Origin of the sequence: Bombella pollinis (genome assembly GCF_026385485.1) — a bacterium.
GTDB classification, from domain to species: domain Bacteria; phylum Pseudomonadota; class Alphaproteobacteria; order Acetobacterales; family Acetobacteraceae; genus Bombella; species Bombella pollinis.
In genome coordinates, this window is the sequence record NZ_JANIDX010000003.1 from 1 (window position 1) to 15,667 (window position 15,667).

Annotated in this window: 23 protein-coding genes; 3 read left to right on the forward strand and 20 right to left on the reverse strand. The window is 55.1% G+C overall.

The features are described 5' to 3' along the window. The 10 genes from NQF89_RS03385 to NQF89_RS03430 all read right to left on the reverse strand — a co-directional run. On the reverse strand, positions 1-265 hold a 265-nt coding region (locus NQF89_RS03385; protein ID WP_266137503.1), incomplete at its 3' end, for a hypothetical protein. Further along, the gene (locus tag NQF89_RS03390; protein WP_266137504.1) at positions 262-561 is read right to left on the reverse strand and encodes a phage baseplate plug family protein; all 300 of its coding nucleotides are present in this window, start codon (positions 559-561) and stop codon (positions 262-264) included. The genes NQF89_RS03385 and NQF89_RS03390, both read right to left, overlap by 4 nt. A gap of 3 nt (positions 562-564) precedes the next feature. Next, a complete protein-coding gene (locus NQF89_RS03395) occupies positions 565-1,257 on the reverse strand; it encodes a phage baseplate protein (RefSeq protein WP_266137505.1) in 693 nt (230 codons plus the stop codon). 32 nt (positions 1,258-1,289) lie between these two features. Further along, a complete protein-coding gene (locus tag NQF89_RS03400) occupies positions 1,290-2,528 on the reverse strand; it encodes a hypothetical protein (protein WP_266137506.1) in 1,239 nt (412 codons plus the stop codon). A gap of 123 nt (positions 2,529-2,651) precedes the next feature. Then, complete coding sequence (locus tag NQF89_RS03405; protein ID WP_099026315.1) at positions 2,652-3,116, reverse strand: phage tail assembly chaperone; 465 nt, start codon at positions 3,114-3,116, stop codon at positions 2,652-2,654. A gap of 11 nt (positions 3,117-3,127) precedes the next feature. Then, positions 3,128-3,571 carry a phage tail fiber protein gene (locus NQF89_RS03410; RefSeq protein ID WP_155579036.1) on the reverse strand — a complete coding sequence of 148 codons (444 nt, stop codon included), beginning with the start codon at positions 3,569-3,571 and terminating at the stop codon, positions 3,128-3,130. A gap of 2 nt (positions 3,572-3,573) precedes the next feature. After that, on the reverse strand, positions 3,574-4,743 hold the full coding sequence (locus tag NQF89_RS03415; protein WP_266137507.1) for a DUF3383 family protein: 1,170 nt from the start codon (positions 4,741-4,743) through the stop codon (positions 3,574-3,576). 39 nt (positions 4,744-4,782) lie between these two features. Then, positions 4,783-5,364 carry a phage neck terminator protein gene (locus NQF89_RS03420; RefSeq protein ID WP_266137508.1) on the reverse strand — a complete coding sequence of 194 codons (582 nt, stop codon included), beginning with the start codon at positions 5,362-5,364 and terminating at the stop codon, positions 4,783-4,785. Then, positions 5,310-5,699 (reverse strand): hypothetical protein, encoded by a 390-nt coding sequence (locus NQF89_RS03425; RefSeq protein ID WP_266137509.1) that lies wholly within the window; start codon positions 5,697-5,699, stop codon positions 5,310-5,312. The genes NQF89_RS03420 and NQF89_RS03425 overlap by 55 nt, the downstream gene beginning before the upstream one ends. Positions 5,700-5,718: 19 nt before the next feature. After that, positions 5,719-6,180: a hypothetical protein gene (locus NQF89_RS03430; protein ID WP_266137510.1), complete on the reverse strand. Its 462-nt coding sequence runs from the start codon at positions 6,178-6,180 to the stop codon at positions 5,719-5,721. Positions 6,181-6,316: 136 nt separating this feature from the next. Here NQF89_RS03430 and NQF89_RS03435 point away from each other — a divergent pair, with 136 nt between their 5' ends. Then, on the forward strand, positions 6,317-6,517 hold the full coding sequence (locus NQF89_RS03435) for a hypothetical protein (protein ID WP_155572752.1): 201 nt from the start codon (positions 6,317-6,319) through the stop codon (positions 6,515-6,517). Here the strand turns inward: NQF89_RS03435 and NQF89_RS03440 are convergent. From NQF89_RS03440 to NQF89_RS03465, 6 genes are all read right to left on the reverse strand, one after another. After that, on the reverse strand, positions 6,514-6,978 hold the full coding sequence (locus NQF89_RS03440; protein WP_266137511.1) for a DUF4054 domain-containing protein: 465 nt from the start codon (positions 6,976-6,978) through the stop codon (positions 6,514-6,516). The two genes, NQF89_RS03435 and NQF89_RS03440, sit on opposite strands and share 4 nt — an antisense overlap. Positions 6,979-7,055: 77 nt before the next feature. Beyond that, a complete protein-coding gene (locus NQF89_RS03445) occupies positions 7,056-7,469 on the reverse strand; it encodes a hypothetical protein (protein ID WP_155579042.1) in 414 nt (137 codons plus the stop codon). Positions 7,470-7,472: 3 nt separating this feature from the next. Next, positions 7,473-8,495, reverse strand: a complete 1,023-nt coding sequence (locus NQF89_RS03450; protein ID WP_155572755.1) for a DUF2184 domain-containing protein — start codon at positions 8,493-8,495, stop codon at positions 7,473-7,475. Positions 8,496-8,542: 47 nt separating this feature from the next. Beyond that, positions 8,543-9,043 carry a structural cement protein Gp24 gene (locus NQF89_RS03455; protein ID WP_099026305.1) on the reverse strand — a complete coding sequence of 167 codons (501 nt, stop codon included), beginning with the start codon at positions 9,041-9,043 and terminating at the stop codon, positions 8,543-8,545. A gap of 34 nt (positions 9,044-9,077) precedes the next feature. After that, complete coding sequence (locus NQF89_RS03460; protein ID WP_155579043.1) at positions 9,078-10,115, reverse strand: DUF2213 domain-containing protein; 1,038 nt, start codon at positions 10,113-10,115, stop codon at positions 9,078-9,080. After that, positions 10,112-11,563: a phage portal protein gene (locus NQF89_RS03465; protein WP_099026303.1), complete on the reverse strand. Its 1,452-nt coding sequence runs from the start codon at positions 11,561-11,563 to the stop codon at positions 10,112-10,114. The genes NQF89_RS03460 and NQF89_RS03465 overlap by 4 nt, the downstream gene beginning before the upstream one ends. Before the next feature lie 37 nt (positions 11,564-11,600). Here NQF89_RS03465 and NQF89_RS03470 point away from each other — a divergent pair, with 37 nt between their 5' ends. Further along, positions 11,601-11,735: a hypothetical protein gene (locus NQF89_RS03470; protein ID WP_255446343.1), complete on the forward strand. Its 135-nt coding sequence runs from the start codon at positions 11,601-11,603 to the stop codon at positions 11,733-11,735. A gap of 12 nt (positions 11,736-11,747) precedes the next feature. On the opposite strand, the gene NQF89_RS03475 is transcribed toward NQF89_RS03470, so the two are convergent. The 4 genes from NQF89_RS03475 to NQF89_RS03490 all read right to left on the reverse strand — a co-directional run bounded on the left by NQF89_RS03475 (position 11,748) and on the right by NQF89_RS03490 (position 14,679). Then, positions 11,748-12,971: a PBSX family phage terminase large subunit gene (locus NQF89_RS03475; RefSeq protein ID WP_266137512.1), complete on the reverse strand. Its 1,224-nt coding sequence runs from the start codon at positions 12,969-12,971 to the stop codon at positions 11,748-11,750. Positions 12,972-12,977: 6 nt separating this feature from the next. Then, on the reverse strand, positions 12,978-13,436 hold the full coding sequence (locus NQF89_RS03480) for a terminase small subunit-like protein (protein ID WP_099026301.1): 459 nt from the start codon (positions 13,434-13,436) through the stop codon (positions 12,978-12,980). Next, the gene (locus NQF89_RS03485; protein WP_155579046.1) at positions 13,433-13,834 is read right to left on the reverse strand and encodes a hypothetical protein; all 402 of its coding nucleotides are present in this window, start codon (positions 13,832-13,834) and stop codon (positions 13,433-13,435) included. Before NQF89_RS03485 ends, NQF89_RS03480 begins: the two co-directional genes overlap by 4 nt. A 197-nt stretch (positions 13,835-14,031) precedes the next feature. Further along, positions 14,032-14,679, reverse strand: a complete 648-nt coding sequence (locus NQF89_RS03490) for a hypothetical protein (protein WP_266137513.1) — start codon at positions 14,677-14,679, stop codon at positions 14,032-14,034. Between the two features lie 207 nt (positions 14,680-14,886). Here NQF89_RS03490 and NQF89_RS03495 point away from each other — a divergent pair, with 207 nt between their 5' ends. Further along, positions 14,887-15,648, forward strand: coding sequence for a LexA family protein (locus NQF89_RS03495; protein ID WP_155572761.1), 762 nt, complete (start codon positions 14,887-14,889; stop codon positions 15,646-15,648). Positions 15,649-15,667: the final 19 nt, after the last annotated feature.

Sequence of the window (15,667 nt, forward strand, 5' to 3'; positions counted from 1 at the left end):
GGTGGTTGAGGTCGTCCACCATAGGGTAATCGGGCACGATGGAGAGGCCATTGCGTGCTGTTCTGATAAGGCCTTTGATAGTGATTTCAGCCTCGGAGCCTAGCGCGACGCCTGCATGTTTGATGAGGGCGTGGATGGCGTGGTTTTGCCCAATGGTGAAATTGGAAAAAGATCCATCAGTTTGTGGAAGATAGAAGGTAATGATGATTTGTTTTTTTGTAAAGCTGTTGGCTTTGGGGGGCGTAGCGGAGGCGGTGTAGGTCATGATGAGTTGTCCTCATAATAAAGGAGAAAGCGGGAGCCGAGGCCTGTGAAGTCAGGGTCTGACGTGCCGGCGTTGTCCCCAAAATAGAGGGTACCAGGCAGGGGGCTGAGGGGGGAGCGGAGGAGGTCTGTCCCATTTTGGCAGAGGGTGCCAAGGAGGAGGGGGGTGTTGTTTGCGGTGATATCTATATACAAGCCGGAAGCGAGTTGGCGGAGCCAGAATTGGCATTGTAACCCGGCGATGGGGCAGGTGAGGCTTTGGGCAGGTATGGCGGCGAGGGGGATGGTGTAGAGCATGAATTAACCTCCCCCGGGATTGAGGGTAGTAGTGCCCATATTTTGTGTAGGTGATCCTTGAGGTTTTTGACTTTCAGGCCATAGGGATGTTGCGCTTTGTCTGACCTCTTGCAGGGTGATATCGGCTACGATGTAGTCTGCCGTGCCGTCTGAGGCGCGGGTAAAGCTATAGCCAGTAATGTTTGCGTTTCTATAGTTATGTTCTGGTGTTATTACAACATAAAGATTTGTGTCTTTTACTAAGTTTACTAGGGTTTTAGTAAAATCGCTTTTTACTGCATCTGGCCCGACGCCGAGGGCCCCTCGTAAAAAACCGGGGAGGAGGTTCTCTGCGAGATTGCCGGTTTCTGACCCATCGCAGATCATGCGGATGGTGGCAGTGTAGGGGGCGGCAACCTTATTATAGCTGGTGAAAGAGGTGTTTTCTTGCGGGGCGGTGCAGATAGAGGATTTTTCTTCTATTTTCAGGGATGAGACATGAGCGGCGGAGAGGACGCGTTTGGGGCCTTTCCCGAAAAGGGTGGTGACGTCATTGCCTAGCAGTTTGGTGGCGGTGGTTTGCCAGCCTTTTTTTGCTTCGGTTTTGGGGTTGGTGAAAATGCCCCATTGGCGGGCGGCGCGTTGGATGGCCCAGTTCTCCAACGCGTCACCCCCAAAGCTGGAGGCCGTGGCCCGGAGGGATGTAAGGGCGGACATGGGGGTTCCTCTCTTTTCTGGCTCGCTGTGGTCTAGCTGATATGGGCGAGTGTGTAGCGGGTGATGGTTTTGGCAATGCTCGCTTCTACCGCGCGGGCGATTTCCGCTGGGTGTTGTGAGTTTGCCTTCACGGTGATGTTAATAGTGGGGCTGTGGGTTGTGTTGTTGTGGGTGGTGGTGTGCCGTGGTTGGGCGGTGTCCATCGCTTGCACAATTTGGGTGATGGCGTGTGTGTTGCTCAATTGTGGCGGGGTTGTGTTGCTGTGCTGTTGGGGAAGGTGGTGTTGGGCGAGTGCAGCACTTGCTTGGGTTAACGCATGGGTGAGGCGTGCCCAGTGTGTTGAGGTTTCGTCTCGTTCTGATAGGTGGGGTGAGGCTGGTGGGGGTGGGTTAAATGATGGTGTAGGGTGGTGGGGTGGTGAGGCTGGTGTAAGGGGGGTGTTTGCTGCTTGTGAGGCGGCGGCGGTGCGTTTTGTAAGGCTGGGTTGTGGGGCATTGGGTGTGTGTGGTTTGGCCGCTGGCGGTGTGTAAAATGGGGGTTCTGCCGTGCGGGAGGGGGGTGAGTGTGGTGGTGTGTGTGTGGCTAGGATGGTGCGGGTGGTCAGCAAAGCGGAGAGGTCTTGCACCATAGCCAGAGGGTTGTTGGCTGGGGCATCAGCGTTGGGGTGTTGTTTGCGCTGGTGGAGCCGGGCGAGGGCTTGCTCGGCATTATGGAGGGTAGGCTCGACCTCTTGGAGGGCTTGGCGTGTGAGCTGATTGGCGCGTGAGAGGAGATTTGCCCATTCTTGCACAGCGCGGTTAGGGGATGGCGAGGTGTGTGTGAGGGGATTGGAGATTGGGGATGTTGGGGTCAGGGAGGTGGCGGTGTGGGTGTGGTCTTGCGGGGTGTGTGGTATGAGGGGTGTGTCTTCCAGCAAGGAGGTGGGGTGTTGAGAGAGGGGGGCTAGAGCTTGTTGGAGGGTGTTGAGCTGTGGCGGGGTGGCTGTTAGCTGTTGGCCAAGGGTGCTGAGAGCTTGAGTGGCGTGGGTGATGTCTTGGCCAAATGTGGCGAGGGAGCGGCCCCCGGTAAAGAGGGCGAGGGCCCCCATGGCTTCTTGCCGGAAGGTGCGGAAGGCATCGGCCCCTTGTTGGCCTGTTTGGGCAAGGGTTTGAGCGGTGTTGTTTGCGTGTTGCTCTAGTGTCGTGAGGTTTTGGTGGGCTTGTGCGGCCCCTTGGGCGAGGCCGGAGCCATCTAGCCCGAGTTGGATTATGAGGGTATCAAGAATTGCCATTTACGCGCTCCACTGCCGCGACTTCCCAGAGGAGCCACATATCCTCGCTGTCATAAAGTGTTTTCAGCTCGTGTAATGTGGCTAAGCCTGCCCCGATGACAAAGGCCATCGGGGTTGAGAGGTTTACGCAGCGGGTGGGGCTGCGTCCTCCGGCTGTGTCTCCCTCAATATGGCGATGAGAGGGTAGATCTGGTAAATCGCGGCCTTGAAAAAATCCACATTAAGCCGGAAGGCCTCCGCCCGGAGAGCGGGTAATGTGTTGGGGTCTGAGATGTCGGCCTCGATGAGGGGGGCGGGGTCGATGGCCTGATTATGCGGGTCGCGGCGGATTTTGACGCAATCAAGCAGGCCGGAGAAGGCTTTGTCGCAGTCCTCGTCACTCATATGGCCGAATAGAGCCATACTTTGGCCGGAAAGACCGACAATGCCGCTTTGTAGGGCCTCGCGCGGGGTGTTTGCGCCCGCGCGGGCGAGGGCACGAACAACATGCCGTGCCCAATGGTCCGCCGTAAAGGCGGACATGCGGGAGATGACAAAGCATTTGCCTGCATCTGACCCGTCTTTTGGGGTCCATTCAATGGATTTCACGAAGGGGGTCCTTATAAGCCAGCGGGGAGGACATTCTCCCATGTGATGGTCACGCTGCGGTCGCCTAAGGTTGTTTTGCCGGCGGGGACGGGGTCGTAATCCGTCAGGCAGCCATTGGTGAAGGTGTAACGCCGCCCTAACCCGTGTAGGAGGAGCTCGCCATTGAGTTCATATACCGTGCGGGCCTGACGTGAGGCCGTGGCGATGGCATCAAAAACCAGCAAGGAGTTGGAGCCTGCTGAGAAGGTGAGCACCATGGGATAAAGGGAAGGGATGTAGCCTTTGTTCATTTTGCCATCGAGGGAGAGTGTTGTGGCGGCGAGTTTTATTTTTTGCCCACTGCTCCATGAATTTTCAGTGGCCCAGTTCTCCAATGTGATGGGGGTGTTGAACAGAGTTTTGACCGTAAGGGTGAATACGGCATCTGCTGCTGTGATGAGTGCGTTGCCTGACATGATTATTGGACCTCAATAGACGCAAGGTTGATGGATTGGACGGACTGGCCATCCGTGTACCAGAAGCGGCAGGGCGGGCTTTTGCGAGCCACGCGAATATCTGCCGGGGAGGTAGAGGCGTTAGGTTGGAAGTACCAGCCGCGTGTCTGCACTGTGTCGCTGATGGTTGTGCCTGCTGCGAGGTCGATTTGCTGTTTTTGCAGGGATGTAAGCTGGATGCCGGGGCGGATGGCCCCAAAGCGCAGGGCTTGGTTGATGGTATCCTGCACGCTCGCGGAGATGAGCCCGTCCCCTGTGACGTTATAGGGGATTTGGCCCACATTAAGCAGGAGATTTACAAGGTCAGATTGGAAGGAGGCGTTAAGCCAAATCTGGTTGATGTAGCTATCAGCCCAGAGGAACGCGCCTGAGACATGGCCATCCTCTAGCCATTGGAAGCGTCCTAGGCCGTTAGCGTAAGCCCCGTAGAAGTTATAGCCATTAGCGCGCAATGTGGAAGCGGTTACGGCATCTGTTACGGTAGGGGTAAGCAATCCGCTGCGGCGGAAGCATAGATTGGTGCGTCCAGATGTTGCGCTGAAATCCAAAGATGCCATCCAGCCTAGGCAGAAAGCACATGCTAAGGGGTCTTGGTAGAGCAGGGTTGTGCCGTCAATATTCTGGTTTTGTAACCATGTGCCGAAGCTGGCACTGTTCTGCTCTGCCCGTGCCTGCTCGTCCGTATCCCAAGGCACATACCAGTAGCGGTCTGCTTGGCTTGCGGTCCAGTTCGCGAAGGCCTGCTTCTGGGTTAATGTGGGTTCCCATGTGGTGGTAAAGCCAGCGAAGTTTTGCGTTTGGCTGGTGATGAGGTCCATCAAGTCGGCTGGGCTGGCTTGGTGGGCGGCATCAGCCATGTAGATGAGCAAGGTAGAGGGGCTTTGGGTGGCGTCCTCAAAACCGCTGAAATAGACGGACGCCATGCGGGCTTCAAGGCTTGTGGCGGGGAAGTCTTTTGTGACGTCTTCCAAAGAGGTGTAGGTTTTGAGCTGCCCAGCGGTGAGGGTGGATGTGTCGCCCGGTGTGGTGATGAATAACCCGTTGATGAAGGGGACGCCGCTAGCGGCTCCAATCGTGCCGGGGTTGATGGTGACAATTTGGGAAAGGGGGATGGTGCTTGTAAGGGATGCCATGAGATGGGGTCCTTAATGTTAAGGGGGAAAGAGGAAGCGTTAGGAAATGGGGGAGAGAGGCTGAGATGGCAGATCGACCTCCCGTATGGAGGACATGGAGAGTGCCAAGGCAGTTTCAGCGGAGCGGCAGAGGCGGGTTTGTATGATAAGGAGGAGCGTTAATGTGGCTGAATCCTCGTATTGTTGCTCTGCGGTGATAAAGCTGTGCTGCATAATGGACCCTGTGTTGAGGGGGGCCATGTCGTCTCGTTTTTGTTGGAACCAACTGACCGCGGCAGGATCGCGCCAGAGGGTGCTGATGGTCCCAAGGGTTGTGATGGCATCATCACCATAGGCAGTAAGCTGAATGGCGAGTTCTACCGGTTGGGTGATGGTGGTTGTGGTATGACCATAAACATGCCGATTGGTTGCGAGAGGGCGGCGTGTGATGGTCTGCATGACAATAAAACGTTGCGCTGGAGGGGGAAGGCGGTTTTGCTGCCCTTGAATGAGAGCCCAATCTGCTGGGAGGGCGACTTCTGTAAGCCAATCTCCCACCATGTGCATGATGGTGCTTTCTGTTGGGATTAGTTGGGTTGTGACCTCTGTGGGGTCTGGCGTGTGACTATCAGGCGGCACCATTCATTGGGTCCCCATTGTTCGAGTATTTTTGTGATGAGCCATTCGGAGCCTTCAAAAATGAGGCTGTCTCCCCCGCTTTGGAGCGGGCGGCTGAGGGTATGAGCGTTACCGCGTAGATAAACTGTGCGGTTTTCGCTTTGTTGGGCGATATTGCCGATGAGCTGTAGGGCATTGCTAGGGGCTGGTTGGATGTCGATCATGACGGGGATATCCTCATAAAGAGGAGTGGTGCTGTAATCGGCAGCGTGTTTTGTCCCGGTCATGCGGCGGAGTTGGGCGGGTTGGAGTGGGTTGAGGGCTGCGGTTACGTCCGCGGTGAGGGAGAAGAGATTCATAGGAGAGGCCTGTTGAGGGTTACTCTTGAGTGAGTTGCGAGCGGAGGCTGCTGCGAAGGAGGCCCGTATCGATGAGTGGTTTTTGTGGTTGGGGGCTATGATGTTGTGTTTTGTGTGAGATTGTAGTGGGTTTGAGTGGTGGGGTTGTGATGTGGTCTATTGTGGTTTGAATATCCGTGACGATGGTTTGGCCAAGGGTTGTGAGGGCCTTTTGGGGGGATGTGTCGGGATTTTGGAGTAGCTGGCGGGCTTGTTGTGCCCAGGCGGTTTGGCGGTTGGCAATTGTAGAGCGGAGGAAGGGACGAGCGGGAATGGTGGTGGTGCCATATTCTTGCACGCTTGCGATTTGGGCTAAGGGGGTGCCGTCTGGATAGTGGTCTTGTGGGAAATAGCCGACCGAAACGTTTGTTTTTGTGGCGGATTGGGTGAGTTTTAGGAGCAAAGAAAGGGCTTTTTGGCCCCCTTTAAGGGCAGACGGCATAATGTGGAGGTCCTGTATATTATATGAGGGGGACGGGCTGTTTTGATTGACGAAAGGGGAGCACTCCGCCACTTTAAGGCTGTATAAGTGACCGGGCTATTGGGTATATCGTGGCTTGGTAGATGTAAGGAGGTAGGTGTCCATGTATGGTGCTGTGACAGGCAAGGTTGTGTTGTTTGCGGTGGTGGTGATTTTGTGTTTGCTCTCTTTGACACGGACCATCTTTTTAATGGTACGTTCTGGCGGGGAGGGAGAGGGCCTTACGGTACGCATGATTGTGCGGTTGTTAGTGCCCTTTATTTTGATTTATGCGGTTTGGTGGCTGCTTTGGGGTTAAGGCCACAGGCGAGGGGGATGGGTTCGCCCCGGTAGGAAGCGCATTTGCCGTAATGGTGCGGTAGCCTGCCAGAACATAAGACCATATTGTGTTTGGTTGAACCATCCTGCTTGTTTGGGGAGGGCACTGCCATCAAAGCTGATGGATACGGATCCGCGTGTGGCGGAGGCGATGCGCCCAACAGGTGGGGTGGTAGGAGAGGATGCGTTAGCATCATACGCTTTGTTATTGGCAAAAAGCTGTGCCTGATGAGCTACGAGCAGCCAGAGGAGTGTTCGCCGTTGTGTGAGGCTCTGAATAGGGGAGCGGGCCGTGTTATTGAGGATAAGCTCGGCAAGGTGAAAGAAGCTCTCGGCTTGTGGGGCGGTGATGGTTTCGGAAAAGGAAGGGTACGCCGCTAACCAATCCGTATAGGAAAAGGAAACAATGCCAGGGGATGTCATCGGTGGTTCTGGGGTCATGCGGGTGTCCTTACAAGGAAATGAGCCGAGAGGCTGCCTTCCCCTCATAAAGACGGGAAGGCAGGGTATAGGGAGGTTTATGCAGCAGAGTGCAGTGGGGTGACGTCCCCAACCAAAGATGTATGTTCGGCTCCTTCAAGGCCGGTACGTTCTTTGGCGAGTTCGTTCATGGCGTTATCAGCGCGGGCGATTGTGGTTTCGGCAAAAACGAGTTTCTGGGTGACGAGGCTGGAAGTTTTGTTTTGCTCTAGCCATGCCTTCCAAAAATCTGTGGGGACATTGGTGCGACCAGCGCGGCCAAGGAGCCGGTTTTCCAACGGGTGGTAGTGTGGGTCTTGTCGGATGCCGTTGAGTGTGATGGATGCACGGGCCTGTGGAGGGGCCATAATAGGGGCATTAGCCTGAGCGCGTTCGCTCAGGCTAGGCAGGTCGTGCAGCTCGAGCCGGATGCCGGATGGGAGGCGGCAGAGAACGGTGACATGATCGGCCATAGGTTAGATTCCTGTCATGGTGACGCAGGCGACGGGGTAGAACCAGATGGTCCCCCAGCTGCCTTGCGATTTCTTTTGGCGGATGTAGGAGCTGTAGCGTTCTACCGTGTGAGCGCGGAGTTTCTCGGTGAAGGCGGTAGTGACGCTCTCTTGCCCATCAACTTCGCGTAGGAAGAGTTGCAGCTGCGTTACCTTTGTCTGGCCGCCCGAAAGTGTGCTTCCGGCTTCTGGCAGGGTTTCGATCTTCAAGTTCGGTAGGTTTTCGCGCAGTAAATCGCGGAGGGATGTGCGGTATTGGTTGCTATAAAGCAAGCATTGCTGACGCTCTGTCGGGATGACGAGTGTCAATGGGCTTTCTAACGTGACATTGCCGCCCATCTGCTCGGAGAGCTGCTGGAAGGCTTTGAGGATGTCGTTATAGACCTGCACCGGGTCGGTCATGCTCAGCCAGTCATTGCTGCCTGTGGCAGTGCCGGAAGGGCCGATTTTGGGGCTAGGTTGGATGGCCGGTGGTAGGGCGGTGTCATTGAGGGCACCGCGCAGCTGTAGGCCTTCCATACCGAATAGGCTGATGCGGTTGCTTGTTTTATTAAGGACAGAGATGGAGGCCTCATTCTTACGGGAGACCCAGTCTAGTCGGGCAGCCCCCATGCGTTCTGCTTCACGCTCACCCCATTTTGTCCATGTCTGGAAGTGGAAGGATTGACGTTGGACCCAGTTAGCGTTGGCGTCACTATCGCCGGAGCTATCATAATCGCCGTAGGAGGCTGTCTGGCCGGAGAGTTCTACGAAAGGGAATTGGGCGGTATCTGTCAGCCAGTCGCCCTTTTGCCCCTGACCATAGATGGCTTCGGCGCGGATAGGGGTGATGATCGCTTTGATCGTGCGGGGGTCTGTATAGGTGGAGAAAATGCTCGGAATCCCTGAGTTAGGGGCCGTAGCGTTGTCGAAGGCTAAGTTATGGTCAAGGATGCCATGGACGCCGAAATCGCGTTGAAGCATGGCAGGGGAGATGGAGTAGGTCATGCGAATGCCTTAATGAGTTTTTGGGGTATAGAGATATGACAGCGCAATTAGGCCGCTACAGGGTGCATTGGGCCGGAGATGATGATGAGTTCTCCCGCTGCACCACCGCGAGAGACGACCCAGCCTGTTGGAACGGTGCCCTGTGGTGTGTTGGATGGAGAAGCGGTTTGTAAGCTGCCATCGGTTGTATTGGCGTAAACGGCTTGGCCAGCATTGGAAGCTGTTGTGGCGAGTGCCCAGAAGTCACCACCTTCTGCAAGGCTTGCGGCAAAGCCTGCGGGGAGTGTCATTGTGGCGGATTGGAGATATTGTGTCATCACGCCTTGCTGGCTGCGATAAAGGAAGCCTGCCGGTGCGGTCGTGCCGCTGTTGCTCAGGGTAATGCCGTCATCATTGCGCCATGCGAAATGAGCGATGGTGAGGCCATTATTACCCGCGACGAATCCGCCTTCTGGCGCGATGGAGGTGCGGATGGGGTTGGCACTAGCGGGGGCACCGGGGAAGCCTTGCGGCCATGTGTATGAGACTGTCTGTTGGAAATCGGACATGGAAAAGATTCCTGCTTATAGGATGGAGAGGTGATTAATAACGGCGTGGTGCGCTATAGGAGGCGGAAGCTTTATCGGCTGCGAGGGGAGCGTGAGCCGCGTTATAAGCCGGTGGAGCCATAGTGGCGAGGCGTGCATGGACAAGTGCGCGCAAGCCCGCTTGATTAACCTCTGTGAGGCTATCGGCGGCCATACCAGAGTGTTGAAGAGCGTAGCGATAAACATCCTCTGCGCTATCCATACCGTGAACATCGCCAACGAGGGGACGAACGAGGCGGCAGGCTTCTTCTGTGGCGAGGCGTAAGGCGCGGTCGGCGGCGATGGCCTTTTGAATAGCGGCGTTGAGGGCGGCTTCTTTATCTTCAGCCGGATTTTCAGCCGGTAGGTCTGTTGGTTGATGTGTTTTGATGGTTTCTGCCTCATTATGTGGCGGTGTGTTAGGAATGTCGCTCTCTATAGCGGGGGAATGTGCATCTGTTTTTGTCATGGTGGTGTGTGTCCTATTATGTGAGGGGGAAGCCGGAGAGGGAGATGAATCGTGGACGAGGACATCTGGTCCGGCTCGACCTTTTGTTACGAGAGCAATATGATTGCCTCGAATGTTAATCATGCGGCCATCATAAGGTTGGCCCCCATATGTGCCGGGTGTCATATCGGCCTCATAAGCGTAGCCGCAGGAAAGTTCTTTCTGCTCACCGGATTGGATGCGGGCGATGGCGGGGCCATCGAAAATGACCATGCCGACGGTCAGGTAGGGGGCTTCAAAGAGGGCATTATCCATGGTGGCCCCAACGGTGAGTTCTCGTGGGTGGGCCTGGGCACTGGTGGGGATATGCTCCTCTAGAATAGGGAGAGAGTTAAAGCTGTCTGCTGCTTTTGCGAGTTCGTGAGGGTCACGCAGGAGGCGGTATGGCTGGTCTGGATGCAGGCCGAGTGTGTCGTAATGGGGGATTTCTCGGCCTTGATAAGTGCAGATATTAGCTTTGCTGATGGGGGTGCGCTCTACACGCAGGCGGCCATTATCATCAAAGCTGCGGACAGAGCCGCTGCGGTCATAAGCGAGGATGGTCATGGGCTCTCTTTGGAAGAAGTTGGCTCTGGCGTGGCGGAGAGGTGCTGCCAAAGGGGGTTGAAGGTGATTTCTAAAGCGGGGTCGGTCGCCCCCCAGAGATTGAGTTGCAGGAGGGTGAGTAGCCGCGTGAGAACGGGGCGCATATGAGCTTCTTGAAAGGCGGCGATTTCATCATAAAAGACGCGGATTTCTCCTGCTGAGGAGGCGTTTAACCCGTTGGGTGTAATGCCAAAGAGTTTGACTAAGGGGATACCGGGGATGGAGGCCATGGCCTCCATAGCTTGTGCTTGGAGGTCTGCCAGCCCGGTGAGGGGCGTGGCAATGATGGAGATGTCCTCATTTTGGTGGTCGGCTACGATGATGTCTTGGCCTTCCGATATCTTCTGCATAAAGGAGGCGCGGCCTGTGATGGAGGTTGTGGGGTCTGCTTCATCACTGGTGCCGGTGGCCATGAGGCCGCCCATGTCGGTTTTTAAAACCAGTTTGGAGAAGTTGGCGGTGATGTTGCTGATGCTGTTCCGTGTTCGTAAGAAATTATGAACATACGGACGTAGCTGTTGGGTGAGGCTCATACCGCCAAAATTGAAGGAAGGTTTAAAAAGGTCTGACACGCCGTAGGGGATCATGCTGATGAGACGGTCGCGATGGACGAGGCAGCCTTGCACCCACCAATTACGGGGGCGGTAATAATCATCTTGTAGGGGGGAGTCTGCATTATAGGCGTTGGGGGTTGTCCAAATGGGCTCGATTGTTTTTAGCCCGGCGAGTGTGCCTTTGCGGACGCCGTTGGAGGTGAGGGGGAGGGGGAGGGTTTGGCCGTATGTTGTGCGGGGTGTGTCAGCCATATTTAGCCAAATATGGCCGATGCCGTAGAGTAGGCTATCAAGGATTTGTTGGTGGAGGAGTTCGCGAATATTGAGTCGTTTCATTTCGACTTCAAGCGCGTGGAGGCGGGTTGTAGGGTCTTGAGGGATTCCGGGAGGGGGACAATCGGCAGGATTATGTGTGCTAAGGCTAATCCATTCTCGCGTAGCTTCACGGGCGATGACATCGCAAGGTTTGCGGAATTCGGCGCGTTGGGCCATTTGAGCGAGGGTTGGGTAGCCAAGAAAGCCCAAACCATCGGCCATCCAAGAGGGTTGGGAGGTGGTTTGGCCCATAGCCCAACTGGTGATGTCTGCTGTGGTGCTAGGCGCGGCATCGGATCCAAGAGGGGTGGGGCGGTTATAACCTTCTGGCACGATACCCGGTGGTGGTTGGTAGGGCATGAAGTGTGAGGTTGTGTTGGGGGAGAGGGTGGGTGGCTCGGTGCGTCTTAGGCGTTTGAGCCATGAGACAGGCGTTTTATGAGGGGTAGTAGGGTGGCGTGGTGGAAGGGGGTCTTGCCTGTTATGAGAGGGGGTGGGCTGCTTCTTGGTAAAGAGGCGTGTTAGGGAGAAGCCGGACATGAGAAAGACCTATCTTTAACGGGGAGGACATTGGTTTATGGGATGGTTAGATTGGAAAGCGCCGCCGCAACGCATTGCAGCACGGATGTTATGGTTGGCTGTTTGTGCTGGTGTGGTGTTGGGTGGGGCTGTGGGTGGTTTTATTTTATGGGGGATAATGGCTGGGCAGTGAGGATTAGTGTGGCTAGGCAAAACGTGAGAAGTCCGGCAGGGGGGTGTGGTTGGTAATGAGGCCGTCCAACGCGTAGCGAAGCGCATCGATATAATGGTTATTGGCGTCTTCAATATGGGGGAGGATGTCGCCGGTGAGAGGGTCAGTTTTATAGCGATAGAGGCGGAACTCCCGTGCGGTTTCTACGCAGCGTGGATGGATATGGATGGCGCGGAATGATTTGAGACGCTCTATGCCGTCTTGCACGCTGCCGGGCCATTTTTTGGCGGACGTGATGCGGAAGTGATGACGGTTTTTGAGGTAATTGATGGTTTCGGGACGGGCATTATCGGCGCGGATAGGCCAATGACGGATGGCGGGGAGTGTCTCGAAGAGGGAGGGGAGTTGGTCTAAGGGGATGTTTGTGCCGCCAGCCTCATAGTCGATATGGAGGATATCGTCATGGATGAAGCAGCGGACGAGAGCGGTGGGGTCCCGTGAGAAGCCCCAATCTACACCGAAATAGAAGCGGCAAGCTTCGGGAGCGGTGAATGATTTTATGCTGATGCGGTCGGGGAAGATGAGGGCATCATGATGCTGTTGGTAATCTCCTTCCCAAATATGGTCGTAATCTTGTGGACGTAATGTTTGGTCGCGTTTTCGTTCCTCATTCAAAACATTTGGGAACCAAGGGTTGTCGGACCAGCGTGCGTGGATGGTGATGATGGAGGGGTCATCCTCATGAGAGGGGTTACGCATGAAGGCATCGACAGGGTCGGAAGGGTAGTTGGGGTTCCAGCTGAACCAGATTTCTGAACCGGGCTTGCGGATGGTGGGGCGGAGGAGTTTGAGGGAGTGGGCAGAGAGGGATTGGGCTTCTTCCACCCATGCGATGTCCATGCCTTCGAGTGATTTAATGGTTTCGGCGTTATGGGTTTGCATGCCTTGGAACAAGATGACGCCTCCGCCGGGGGTGATGATTTCTCTCTCTTTAATGGTGAAGTGGTGGTGTAATCCTAGCCGGTTGATTGTGTCGCAAAGTAACTGATGAACAGATGTTGCGAGGGATTTTTGGATTTCGCGGATGCAGACAGCGCGGAGGCCGGGGTGGAGTGTGGCTTGTTCGATTAATAAGCCGGCGAAGAAGTGCGATTTGCCGGAGCCGCGGCCGCCCCAGATGCCTTTATAGCGTGATGGTTTGAGCAAGGGAGCAAAGGCACGTGGGGTGGTGATGGTGAGGTGGGTCTGAGGCGGCATGAGGGTTTACCCCTTCATTAAGGTATCAGTTTTATTATCTGGAGGAGGGGTGTTGGGGTCGATAATGACGCGTTGGATAGTGTGAAGGGGGCCGCCCTCTTGGCCAGTATGTTCGACTGTTTGTCGTTCACCATAGCGTTTGGGCGCGCGCCGGGCCATAAGCCAGCGAAGTGTGTCGAACTGGAGTTTAAAGAGGTTGACGGTGGCGGTGTCGGCTTTATCGGGCAGGGTTGCAAGATGAGAGAGGATTTTGGCCTCTAAGCTATCAGCTGAGAGGTCTCTTGCATGGCGGTAGCGGGGAAGGAGGGCTGGTTTTTTGTATAGCCAGCGATAGAAGCTACGGAGGGTGGGGCGATGTGTGCCAGAGCAGATGTCATGCAAGGGGTGGCCGAGCATGAGGTCCTCCATCATTTCATCAAAGAGAGATTGTGAGAACGTGACGGGCTTTTTGCGCTGTGTCTTCATGTAAGGTGTTTGAGATGTGCAGAGTGGCGAATGGGCCGACCAGAGAAAAGGGGGAGGCGTTTGCTCTCTAGCGTGCTGATTTGTAGCTCCCTATGGGTGCGGAGGCGGAGCTGGGTGAGTGTTAGAGCGGAGATATAGGCGTCCTCTGCTATGACGGCATTGCGTTGTTTGAGGAAGGGGATGGCTCTAATGACAGCATTTTGTTTCAGGCCCAAAATAAGTTCATCGCGCCAGCTAAGGGGAATGTCAGCTCTATGATGGAGGTCTGGTGCTTCATAGAGGGGGCAGAGAACGAGGCGGGGGCCGTCCTCGGCTAAAACGACGCAGCGGCCGCGTTTGGTTGTGACAATGCGACCGCGTCCGAGCGGCTGCTCGGCGGTAGAGAGGGCCTGTGCCATAAGAGACATCCGTTTTTTAGAGAAGGAATATGTGGGATGAGCCGTATGAAAGGGGCTCTATCGACCAGATTCTAGGTGCCGGGTTGCGGCAATAAAAAAGCCGTATGCCTTATTGGCACACGGCTCGCGATGATGAGGTTTTTATAGGGGAAAGCGGGCGGGCTGTCAATGAGAAAATGAGGTGGTGGTGATTTTATTTAGGAGCGTAGTTCAACAGCGGTGATTTTCTGCGGTTTGTTGAGGATATGCTCGCCATGTTGGATGATTTTTTGCATGCCTTTAGGGGCGATATTATAGGTTTTGGAGAGGGTGGGAATATCTAACCCTTGGCGGTGTTGTCGGGCGATATGGACGGCTTGGCGGGCTTTGGCGCGCCGTTGTTCTAGCCAAAAATCAGCGAGCATCTCCAGTGTGGTGGCGCAGTCATCGGCGGCTTTTTTGCGGGCGCGATCGGGGTGGAGATTAGGGTAGAGTTTGGAGCCGAGTGAGGTAAAGGACCATCCCAACCCAAGTAAATTGACGAGGAGTTGATGCCGCTCGCGCCCTGCATGGCGGCGGAATGCTTTGAGGCGGCCCCACGCTTTGCCTTGTAGGGCGTTAAAGGTGAAGACATTTCCTGCGAGGGCAGGGGCTCCGCCATCTTTCATGATGTCGAGATAGCCATGCTCGGCCAACATCCAATCTTTAGCCCATTGTTCTGCCTCCGAAATTACTTCAGCTTTGAGGCGTGAAGAAAGCGCGCCTAGGGTATTGGCGCGGCGGCGGCGGCGGCCAAGGGTCTCATAATCGACCTTGCGTGTGCGTTCCCGTGTGGGGGTGGTGATAAGATGGGTGGTGCGTGACAAAGGACGACTCCTCAAAAATGAATCATGATGGGGTAGAGGCGTGGGTTTTTGAGAGGATGGTGTGGGTATTTTTCCTTATAAAAGATGTGTAAGCGACATCTAGCCGAGGAACAGTTTTAAAATGCGGGGAAATATCCTCGAATGTCAAGTTAAATTAGGGGAAAATCCCGTATAGACATTTTTTTTGGAATTAGGGATAATTCCCGCATGTCTATTGAATCGTTATTGAATCTTCTTGATACGCTTTTGGATGAGCAGGGTCTTTCAGATAGACGGGCTTGTTTGAAGGCGCGTGAGATTAATCCTGCTGTTGGGGTGGATTTTTTGCGGGATATGCGCCGGAGAAAACATCTACCGCGGACGGATAAATTGGCGGCTTTGGCGCAAGTGCTTGGTGTGCCGGTGAGTCGTTTGGTAGCGGAAATTAGCCATAAGGGGGAAGAAGACGCAGCGCAGGCCTCTGATGGGGCGTCTGCGCCTTCTTTGCCAGTAGCGCAGATTCAAGTTTGTGGAGAGGTGCAGGCTGGAGTGTGGAAAGAGGCGCAGGAATGGCCTGTGCTGGACCGTTATGCCATTACGATCCCGCAGGATTCGGCATATCCAGGGCTAAAGCGTTATGGGCTGATGGTGAAGGGGCAGTCCATGAATCGGGTATTTCAAGAAGGTTCGGTGGTGATTGTCATTAATTTCTCCGAATTGGGGCGTAGGCCGCGGAATGGGGATTATGTGGTGGCGATGCAGCGGTCGGATGTTTCGGATAGTTTTGAAGCAACGATTAAGGCGGTGCAGATTAAAGCGAGTGGGCAGATGGTATTATGGCCGCAAAGTACGGAGCCGGAGTTTCAGGCTCCTTTGATTCTACCGGGGCCTGAAACGACTGTGTGCCATAGTGCGGCGGAAAGCCCGAATGTAACGATTTTAGCGTTGGTAGTGGGGAGTTATATGCCTATGCCCAAGGCGTCCTTTTAAAGGCGTTATCCCATATTAG